The organism is Thiohalocapsa sp., assembly GCF_019695415.1.
In the GTDB taxonomy this organism is placed as follows: Bacteria; Pseudomonadota; Gammaproteobacteria; order Chromatiales; family Chromatiaceae; genus Thiohalocapsa.
The window spans coordinates 8,688-18,449 of record NZ_JAIFKJ010000292.1 but is presented as its reverse complement, the minus strand read 5'-3'; the positions used below and the strand labels follow the sequence as shown (position 1 = coordinate 18,449).

Sequence of the window (9,762 nt, the reverse complement as noted above, 5' to 3'; positions counted from 1 at the left end):
GGGCCACCCCCCTGCGGGCGTCGGCTAGCCGGGCACACCGCCGTCCAAGCCCGCTCTGGCCAACGCCATCTTTGCCGCCACAGGCAAGCCCATCCGGGAGTATCCGCTGAAGAAGCAAAGCACCTTCGCGTGAGTCAGCGGGCGTAGGTCGGTGCCGACGTCAGGAGGCCCGACAGGTGCGGTGACCGCCTGTCGGGCTTCGCTGCCGCTCAGCGCCGACCTACGCATCCCGACGCGGGACGCCGGGCCGGCCTGGCCGCCCGGCCATCTTCGCCAGCACACCGCGCAGGATGTTGAGCTCGGTGCGGTCCGGCCGGGCGCGATGGAAGAGCCGCCGCAGCCGCCGGGACAGGGTGTTGCACTGCTCAGCATCGGCATAGCCGATGGCAATCAGTGTCTGCATCAGGTGGGCATGGAAGCCATCCATTTCCTCGGCGGTGGCGAGGTCTGGGCGGTCATCGGGACCGGTGGACTTGTCGGCGCCCGCGAGCAAGTTGCGGCGAATCTCGTAGGCAAACACCTGCGCGGCGGCGGCGATGTTGAGCGAGCTGAAATCCGGATCGGTGGGGATGCGCACCAGGTAGTGGCAGAGGGCCAGCTCGTCGTTGCTCAAGCCCGTACTCTCGCGGCCCAGCACTAGGGCCACGTCGCCATGAGCCGCCTCGGCCACCAGCCTAGCGCCGCAGCCGGCGGCGTCCAGCTCCGGCCATTCCAGCGACCGTGCCCGGGCACTCGAGCCCACCACCAGCCGGCAGCCGGCGAGCGCATCTGCCAGATCATCGTGCAGCGTCGCCGCCGCCAACAGGTCGTCAGCCCCGGAAGCTCGCGCGACGGCATCGGCATCGGCGAAGCGGGCACCGAGCTTGGGGCGCACCAGGGCCATGCGCGACAAGCCCATATTCTTCATGGCCCGGGCGGTGGCGCCGATGTTGCCGGAGAGGCTCGTCTCCACCAGCACGAAGCGGATGCGCTCCAGCGGGCCGCCGGGCGTGCCGGTCGATGTGTCTTCAGCCGGACTCTGATCGGTTGGCAAGCGCGCCTCCCAGGACCCCTTCAGGTCGCGAGTGCAGTGGAGAAGGGATCAGTATGCCAACTCGCGGCGACGCGGTGGGCATGCGGCGGCGGATTGGTGGGGGTGCTCCATGATCAGGTTGTGGACTTGCTCGGTCATGGGCTGGGGGCTTACGACGTCAACACTCAAAGGGTTGGTCGGACGCCGGCGGCTTGCAGCAGCACATGAGCACACTGCGTAGCCGCCACTACCCGGTCGGAGATGGCCCGCTTGCCTGACCCGGCGCAGGAGAAAGTGCATCAGCAGCTTCTAAATCACCCGGAGCTTGCGCTATGGTGCCGGCATGTCGCCCATGCTGAATATCGCCGTCCGCGCCGCACGCGCCGCCGGGCGCATCACTATGCGCTTCTTCGACCGCGCGGACGCCCTCAAGGTCCAGTCCAAGAGCCGGAACGACTTCGTCTCCGACGTGGACCGCGCCGCCGAGGCGGCCATCATCGAGGTCCTGCGCGAGAAGTCCCCGGACCACCCCATCATCGACGAGAAGAGCGGCAGCCACGCCGCCGGCAGGTGCCGGTGTGCACGGAATGAATGAGAGTGGGTCATCTCCCCGCTGGACGGCACCACCAATGACTTGCACGTTTTTCCGCAGTGGGCCATCGCGATTGGCCTGCGGCAACGCTGGCTCATGCAGCTCGGCGTCGTCTACGACCCGCTGCATGAGGAGCTCTTCACCGCCGAGCGCGGCGGTGGAGCCCTGCTGAACGATCGCAAGATCCGCGTCAGCCAGCGCCGCGGCATGGAGGGCGCGCTCATCGGCACCGGCATTCCGTTCCGGGACGACCAGCAGCTCAAGGTTTACCTGCCCATGCTGGAGGTCATCATCAAGGACACTGCCGGCGTGCGCCGGCCAGGCTCGGCGGCGCTGGACTTCGCCTATGTCGCCGCGGGCCGCTTGGATGGGTTCTGGGAGTTGGGCCTGCGGCCCTGGGACTTCGCCGCCGGCGCCCTACTGGTGACGGAGGCTGGCGGCATGGTGACGGACCTCGCCGGCAGCGAGCGCCACTTCGATACCTGCAACGTCGTCGCCGGCGGCCCCAAGGTGCACAAGGCGATGCTGCAGCGCCTGCGCCCCTGCCTCGGTCCCGATCTGCCCGCCTGAGGACCGGCGCCCTCCCCGGCCCTTTCTCTGGCGCCATGCCCGGTCCAAGAGACCCCTCCGCACCCCTCACCGTCGCCGTTACCGGCGCCGGCGGCAGCGGCGCCGTCACCGCCGGCCTGATCCTGCTCGAGGCCGTCGCTGCAGCCGGACTTTACGGTCTGCTCAGGCGCAGTGCCGGCCCGCAGATCCGGGGCGGGGAGTCGGCGGCGCTGCTGCGCTTCGGCCCCGAGCCTGTGCACTGCGCCGGGGACCACTGCGATCTGCTGGCAGCGCTGGACTGGGCCAATCACGAGCGCTTCGCTGACGAGATTCCGCTCGATGCCGACAGCCTGGTGCTGACCGATCCCACCGTCGGCCCGCCGTCCGCCGCGGTGGTTGAGAGCGATGCGAAGCTGCGGGAGATCGGGTTCTCGGCCAGCGCCGGCGAGCGCGACGGCGGACGCGCCAACATGGTGGCTGTGGGCGCCGCGGGTGCCCTTGCCGGGCTGCCGTTGCCGGCCCTGCTGGACGCCGCCGGGCGCACCCTGTCGAGCAAGGGCCAGGCAGTGGTGGACGCCGCCTGCGCCTGCATCCAGGCCGGCCATGCGCTGACGGCGCCCGAGGACCGGCTCCGAGAGCCGGGGCCGCCGCCGCAAGCAGTCCCGCAGCGCTGGCACATCAACGGCAACGAGGCCGCCGGGCTCGGCGCCCTGCGCGCCGGCGTGCGCTTCGTCGCCGCCTATCCCATCACACCCGCCAGCGAGATGCTGGAGTGGCTGGCACCGCGCCTGGAGCGCGTCGGCGGCACTCTGCTCCAGGCGGAGGACGAGCTGGCGTCGGTGAACATGCTCATCGGCAGTGCCTTCGGCGGGGTACCGGCGCTCACCGCGACATCCGGCCCGGGACTCAGCCTGATGCTGGAGGGCATCGGCCTCGCGGTGGCGAGCGAGACGCCCATCGTCGTGGTGGATGTCATGCGCGGCGGGCCGAGCACGGGCATCCCCACCAAATCCGAGCAATCCGACCTGAACGCGGCGCTGTACGGCCTATAGGGGTGTTGGCGGCACCTGGGGCGGTCGGGGGTGGGCATGGCCGCCTGCGGGCACCCGGTCGCTGGGGCCGGGCAGCTGGCCGGGCAGCTCCAGACCGCAGCCATCGGGCTGGCGGACCAGGCGCGCGGGCAAGCTCGGAGGGTGGGCGGGCCGGCACCCGCGGCCGTGGCGCCGGTGCACCATGCAGCCCCCGCCGGCGATGGCCCCTTCCGGCGCTATGCCGTCACCGCTGACGGCATCTCCCCCATGTCCGTGCCAGGCGAGACGGGCCTGGCCTACACCGCGGACGGCCTGGAGCACGACCCCGCTGGCGCCCCGTCCAGCCGCGCGGCAGATCACAAGGCGCAGCTGGATAAGCGCCGGCGCAAGCTGCTGACACACGACTATGGGCCCGACTGGGCACAGATCACCGGCGCCGCGGACGCCAAGCTGTGCTTGCTTACCTTCGGCGCGTGCCGGGGTGCCGTGGTGGAGGCGGCCGGACGGCTGTCGGCCGCGGGCCTGGCCGTGCGCACGCTGGCGCTGCGGCTGTTGGCGCCGCTGCAGCAAGAGGCACTGTTGGCTGCCATCGGCCGCGCCCGGGTGCTGGTGGTAGAGCAGAATCACGGCGCCCAGCTCTACCACTATCTGCATGCGGAGCAGGCGCTGCCGGCCGGCGCCCACTCCCTTGCCAAGCCCGGGCCGCTGCCGCTGCGCCCGGGCGAGATCGCCGCCGCCGCAGCAGCGCTCATGGACTCCGACGGAGACAGCCAGTGACTGTAGGCGACGACGCCGCGAACCGCATCGCCGAGCGCCACAAGGCGAGCATCCCGAGCCTGCGGGCGAAAGACTACAAGTCCGACGTCAAGCCCGTCTGGTGCCCCGGCTGCGGGCATTTCGGCGTGCTCGCGGCGCTGACCAAGACGCTCGCCTACCTGGAGCTGCCGCCGGAGCGGGTAGCGGTGGTTTCCGGCATCGGCTGCTCGTCGAGGCTGCCGGCGTATCTGGCCGTGCACGGCTTCCATGGCGTGCACGGAAGGGTTCTGCCGCTCGCCACTGGACTCAAGGCCGCGCGCCCGGAGCTGACGGTCATCGCCGCCGGCGGCGACGGCGACGGCTTCTCCATCGGTGGGAATCATTTCCTCCACGCCTGCCGCCGCAACCAGGACCTCACCTACATCGTCATGGACAACGAGGTCTACGGCATGACCAAAGGCCAGGCCTCGCCGACGACGCAGCCCGACTGGTGCCGCAGCAAACTCACCCCCCACGGTACCGGCATGCGGCGCTTCCAGCCGGCGGCCATTGCGCTGGCCGCCGGCGCGAGCTTTATCGCCCGCGGCTATGCCGGTGACCCAAATGGTCTAACGCGCCTGCTGGCGGCAGCCATCGAGCATCCCGGCTTCGCGTTCGTCCATGTGCTGAGCCCCTGCCGCACCTTCCGCCCGGAGCAGCAGGCATGGAAGCAGCTCGTCCATGGCTGTGAGCTCGGCCCCGCTCATGACGCCGCCGAGGCCGCAGAGCTGATCCAGCGGGACGACGGCCTGGGTCTCGGCGTACTCTTTGAGCAGGAGATCCCCGTCTACACCGCGGGCGTGACCGCGGATGCCGCCGATACACTGACAACCAACGAGCGGCTCGCCGCCATCGAAGCGGAGCACTGCCGATGAGCCCACCCGCTGCCCCGGCCGCGTCCGATACCGTCATCGCGTCCGTCGCTGAGCTGCTGGCCCATGCCCTGGAGCTGGAGTACGCATCTCAAGCCCATTACGAACAGCTCGCCGACAGCATGGCCGTACATCACAACGTGGACGTGGCCGATCTGTTCCGGCGCCTGGCGGCCCTGAGCGGCCAACACGCCGAGGATGTGGCCAAGCACGCCGGCGACATGACCCTGCCGCGCATTCCGCCCTGGGCCTTCAAGTGGGAGTGCCCAGACGCCCCCGAAGGCTCAGACTGCTTGGACGCGAATGTGAGCTACCAGATGAGCACCACCGAGGCTATCGCCGTGGCGCTGCACAACGAGCGCCGCGGGCACGCCTACTATCTGCATGTGGCGGCCAGCGCCACCGATGCCGAGGCGCGGCGCCTCGCCAGCACCATGGCCGCCGAAGAAGCCCAGCACGTGGCGCTGCTGGAGTCCATGCTCACGGCGGCCGGTGGGTCGCAACGGTCGGCACCCGAGGATCTGGACCCGCCGCACATACCGGATTGACGCGCGCCGCCACGCTGGCGCGCGCGCCGCAGAGCGAGCTGACGTCAAGAAAGCTCGAGCGGCTTGACCCCGCGCCCACCCCGCGTATCCTTCCGTCCCAACCCCGACGAAGGAAACGCCAGCACAGAGATCCGCGCCGCCATCCGCAGCGCGCCCGCCCATGACCACCAACCCATGAGCATCATCGCCGTCGTCGGCAACAAGGGCGGCACCGGCAAGACGACGCTGGCCCTGAATCTCGGTGCCGGGCTCGCGCAGCGCGGCGAGACCGTGGTCATCCTGGACGCGGACCCGCAGCAATCCGCCTACCAATGGCGGCTCACCGGCACCGAGAACAACGGCCTGCCGGACGTCGTCGCGGCGGCGATGGGCCTGCCCAAAACCGTGCAGGCCCTGCGCGAGGCCAACGCCTACGTGGTCATCGACTGCCCACCGTCCATCAAGGCGCCGCAAGCGGAGCAGGCCCTCCGGCTCGCCGATCACGCACTGGTGCCGGTGCAGCCCTCGCCCATGGACCTTTGGGCCACCACTCACATTGCGAAGGTCATCGAGCGCCTGCGCCCGGAGAATCCAGGGCTCAAGGCGCTCATCGTCATGAGCCAGCTGGAGCCGCGCACCACGCTCTCGCGGCTCATGCCGGACGCTGCGCTGGAGCTGGACCTGCCCGTTGCCGCCATTGGCATCCGCCGGCGCTCTATCCACCGTCATTGCGCATTGGAGGGCAGAAGCGTCTTCCAAGCGGGCAAGCGCGGCCGCGATGCCGCCGATGAGATTCATCAACTGCTGACGGAGCTCCTCGATCATGGCTGACAGCAACCGCACGGGCCAACGCCTGCTCGACGCCATCCGCAAGGCCAAGGCCGGCGATGAGGCCGCGAGCAAAACGCCGGCCGCTGTGCCAGCGGCCAGCGCCGCATCGCCCGAGCCAGGAGAGGCGCCGGCGCCCAAGACCTCCGTGCGTAAGGCCAGCGCCAAAAAGGCGCCCGCACGCAAGACGGCCGCAAAGAAAGCGCCAGCCAAAAAGGCGGAGCCGAAGCGGGGGACCACAGCGAGGCGCAGCGCCACCACCGCGGCGCCGTACCCCATGTTCGCCACCGAGCGCCCGCAGCCCGCCGCCTACCCCGGCGCACCGGCTGAGCATGATCCGTACCGCAGCCCGGGGCGGGTCTGGCCGGACTGAGCCCAGACTCGAGCCCACCGCGACCGGAAATCCGCCGGCAGCAGCAGATTGTGCCGCCCGAGACCGGCCTCGTCCCGCTCGCCGCAGAACCCCATGGTCACATCCAGTACCTTGTGGATAATCTCCAGCGTACGGGTGACGCCGGCCTCGCCCGAGGCGCCCTTCAGAATGAAGTGGCCGTCCCAAAAACCCCGCGGATGCGGCGCGCCTTGACCAAGTCTAGGGGAAGGTCGGACTGCTCGCCGACCCGCGACACGCGCCCGCGGCAAAACCGCTTCAGTTCGGCGATGTCGGTGATCAGGGGCACGGGATCTTCAGTGTCGCTGCAGCCACTGCTCCAACATGACTAGAACCCAGAGCATGACCCCGTAGTATGACGCATGCGCCTCCAGGTGCTGCCGCTCGATCCAGTCGATGTAGTCGGCGCGGACGATGCCGCGCTGCTTGAGCGAGGCGATGCTTTCGTGCGTGAGCGCCCTAAGCGGCGCATAGTCGCGCGTCCAGGGCCCCACCGGCAGGCCGAAGCCGTGCTTGCGTTTATTGATGATCTGCTCAGGCAAAAAGTCCGCCAACGCCCGTTTGAAGAACCAGCGCAGCTGCGTGCGCTTGAGCTGCATGTTGGGCGGCACCGAGGCCGCGAATTCGAGCATGCGATCGTCGAGTAGCGGGTAACGCACGTCCAAGCCGGCGAGCTGACACGCCTGATTGACCTTGCGCAGGTCATTGTCGGCAAGGGTGATCTTGAGATCCAGGTGCATCATCCGATTGACGGCGGATCTGGACGCGGTGCGGCCGTAGACCTCGCGCAGGTTTGCAAGCGGCGCCCCCGTTTCGACGCGCGCGAGAAAGCCCGGCTCGAAAATGTCGGCCAGTGGCGTGCGGTGCAGGAAGTTGTAGGTCTCGAAGCGGTCCGGCAGCGGGACCTCTGCCTGGGCGATGTAGCTCCGTGCTTTGCGCACCGGTGGCAGGCCGGCCAGGCCCGGCAAGCGGACCATGGGCGACAACGCACGCCGCAGCGGGGCCGGGACATGCCCCCACTGCTCGAACAGCCACTGGTTGGCGTAGCGCTCGTTACCGCCGAAGATCTCGTCACCGCCGTCGCCCGCGAGCATGCGCTCGATGCCGTCGGCGCGCGCGAAGCGGGCACAGAGGTAAGCAGGCACGATGGAGGCGTTGCCAAAGGGCTCATCGCAGAAACCGGCCACCTCGGGCACTGCCTCCACAACGTCGCTGGCGGTGACATAATACTCTCGCGGCGCGGTGCCGAAATGTTGCGCGGCGATGCGCGCATAGGCCATCTCATCGAAGCCCTCGGCGTCGAAGCCCATGCTGTAGGTGGGCACAGGCTCCCCCCGCAGCTGCCGCCAGGTACCGGCCACCGTCGAGCTGTCGGTGCCACCGCTCAAGAAGCAGCCGACGCGGCCGCCGCCGGCGCCGGCGCCGGCGGAGCCCACCACCTGCGGAAGGAGCCGGCGGAACTCCGCCTTGAGGTCGCCGACGCCTGCGGTGGCCGAACGCCCAACGCCATCGGCATAGGGCATGCGCCAATAAAAGCGCGTCTGCGCGGGCGCCGCGGCATGGGTACCGCCCAACGTCACCACCTGCGCCGGCAACAGCTTGGTGACCCCAGTGTAGATGGTCCCGGGGCTGGGAATCATGTGGAAGTATAAGTACTCGAAGAGCGCTTGATCACTGACCCCGAGCGCCGGCCCCGGCAGCGCGCGCAGTGCGGCCAGACGGCTCGCGAAGCCGATGTAGCCCGGCCGGCGCATCAGATAGAGTCCGCGCACACCTGCGCGGTCCACCGCCAACAGCAGCCGGCCGCGGCGGCGCTCCAGCAGCGCCAAGACGAAGGGGCCATGCAGGGACTCGAACAGCCGCTCGCCGTCCCGGCGCCAGCGCTCGGCGAGGTCAGCGGCGCTCGCGTGCCGGGTGTCGGACACTAAGACGATGCACTCATCGTCCTCGTAGCAGCCCCCCACATCAGCGCTGACAACGCCATGAAGCTCCGCAGCACGAACACAGCCAACGCTGCGGTCGACAGCGTCCGCGCCACCGGCTACCGCCGCCATCTCCGCCAGTACCGCATTCGACGCCGCCGGATCCGGTAGCGCGCCGAACCATCCCATCAGTCCCTGCATAAGCCCCCCGGGAAACCACTGGACAGTGAGTATACGCGACGCGGCCCGGCCGACGCCGCGGTAGCAAGCGGCCCGTTCCAGTTTGGCCCAGCCAGACACCGTACCTCGGGGCGCATAGTCGGGCGCCCGCAGTGGTTGTAAGGGCGCCTCCCGGGACAAACCTTACCCCCGGGTGCGCGGGCTGTTTCCCCACCGCCCGTGATCATCAAGCTTTCAATCCGGGAGTAGCCCATGCCAAACAAGCCCATGATTGCCGGCTCTGCGCTGGCCCTCGCCGCCGCCGTCGGCGCACTGTCGCTCAATGCCGTCGCCACCACCCAGGACGACGCCGAGCAGGCACAGGCCATCATTAAGGAATTCGCCACCACCCTGCAGGGCGAGCTCAAGGCCGCCCTCAAGGCGGGTGGACCCGTGAACGCCGTCTCCGTCTGCCAGGACAAGGCGCCCGCCATCGCCGCGGACCTCTCCGAGCAGTCTGGGTGGGAGGTCGGCCGCACCAGCCTCAAGACGCGCAACACGGCGCTCAACACGCCGGACGAGTGGGAAACGAACGTGCTGGAGCAGTTCGAGGCCCGCAAGGCGAATGGCGAGTCGCCAAAGGGTATGAGCTATGCGTCCGTCGTCGACACCGAGGACGGCGAGGTCTATCGCTACATGCAAGCGATCCCCACCCAAGAAGTCTGCCTAGCCTGCCACGGTAAGGACATAACCCCAGACCTGGCTGCAGCGCTGGACAAGGCCTATCCTGAGGACCAGGCGCGCGGCTACTCGCTCGGCGACATCCGCGGCGCTTTCACGCTGTCAAAGCCGCTGTAAGCCGTGTAGGCCGCCGCTGCCGATCCGCGGCGTTAAACTGGAGGCGCGGCGGCCGCCTGGGAGTCGGGCCCCGACCTCAAGGCGCGATGGACCCACGTGTCCGCGCATCGCAACAAACGGCGCACCCCGCCGTCGGTCTCGCACGCCTTACACCATGAAACACGCTCTTCGCGACGCACGCCCGCAGCCCTCCGACCAACACACACACACCCGCCCGCGCCAAGCC

The 9,762-nt window shown here is 69.3% G+C and carries 9 protein-coding genes and 1 pseudogene; 8 read left to right on the top strand and 2 right to left on the bottom strand.

The genetic code is table 11. The features are described 5' to 3' along the window. Positions 1–220 precede the first annotated feature (220 nt). Positions 221–1,033 (bottom strand): RNA methyltransferase, encoded by an 813-nt coding sequence (locus tag I6U14_RS08550; RefSeq protein WP_296898470.1) that lies wholly within the window; start codon positions 1,031–1,033, stop codon positions 221–223. A gap of 322 nt (positions 1,034–1,355) precedes the next feature. On the opposite strand from I6U14_RS08550, the pseudogene I6U14_RS08545 reads away from it, so the two are divergent. The 7 genes and pseudogenes from I6U14_RS08545 to I6U14_RS08515 all read left to right on the top strand — a co-directional run bounded on the left by I6U14_RS08545 (position 1,356) and on the right by I6U14_RS08515 (position 6,579). Beyond that, a pseudogene (locus I6U14_RS08545) lies at positions 1,356–2,174 on the top strand (inositol monophosphatase family protein). A gap of 35 nt (positions 2,175–2,209) precedes the next feature. Beyond that, positions 2,210–3,205, top strand: a complete 996-nt coding sequence (locus tag I6U14_RS08540; RefSeq protein ID WP_296898469.1) for a 2-oxoacid:acceptor oxidoreductase family protein — start codon at positions 2,210–2,212, stop codon at positions 3,203–3,205. Positions 3,206–3,241: 36 nt separating this feature from the next. Beyond that, positions 3,242–3,961: a hypothetical protein gene (locus I6U14_RS08535; RefSeq protein ID WP_296898468.1), complete on the top strand. Its 720-nt coding sequence runs from the start codon at positions 3,242–3,244 to the stop codon at positions 3,959–3,961. Beyond that, positions 3,958–4,854, top strand: a complete 897-nt coding sequence (locus I6U14_RS08530) for a thiamine pyrophosphate-dependent enzyme (RefSeq protein WP_296898466.1) — start codon at positions 3,958–3,960, stop codon at positions 4,852–4,854. Before I6U14_RS08535 ends, I6U14_RS08530 begins: the two co-directional genes overlap by 4 nt. After that, positions 4,851–5,399, top strand: coding sequence for a ferritin family protein (locus I6U14_RS08525; protein ID WP_296898464.1), 549 nt, complete (start codon positions 4,851–4,853; stop codon positions 5,397–5,399). The genes I6U14_RS08530 and I6U14_RS08525 overlap by 4 nt, the downstream gene beginning before the upstream one ends. Before the next feature lie 174 nt (positions 5,400–5,573). Beyond that, a complete protein-coding gene (gene parA / locus I6U14_RS08520; RefSeq protein WP_296898462.1) occupies positions 5,574–6,209 on the top strand; it encodes a ParA family partition ATPase in 636 nt (211 codons plus the stop codon). Continuing rightward, the gene (locus I6U14_RS08515) at positions 6,202–6,579 is read left to right on the top strand and encodes a hypothetical protein (RefSeq protein ID WP_296898460.1); all 378 of its coding nucleotides are present in this window, start codon (positions 6,202–6,204) and stop codon (positions 6,577–6,579) included. Before parA ends, I6U14_RS08515 begins: the two co-directional genes overlap by 8 nt. Positions 6,580–6,893: 314 nt before the next feature. Here the strand turns inward: I6U14_RS08515 and I6U14_RS08510 are convergent, their stop codons facing one another. Next, positions 6,894–8,708: an asparagine synthetase B gene (locus tag I6U14_RS08510; RefSeq protein ID WP_296898458.1), complete on the bottom strand. Its 1,815-nt coding sequence runs from the start codon at positions 8,706–8,708 to the stop codon at positions 6,894–6,896. A gap of 243 nt (positions 8,709–8,951) precedes the next feature. Between I6U14_RS08510 and I6U14_RS08505 the strand changes: the two genes are divergently transcribed. Then, on the top strand, positions 8,952–9,536 hold the full coding sequence (locus tag I6U14_RS08505) for a DUF3365 domain-containing protein (RefSeq protein WP_296898456.1): 585 nt from the start codon (positions 8,952–8,954) through the stop codon (positions 9,534–9,536). Positions 9,537–9,762: the final 226 nt, after the last annotated feature.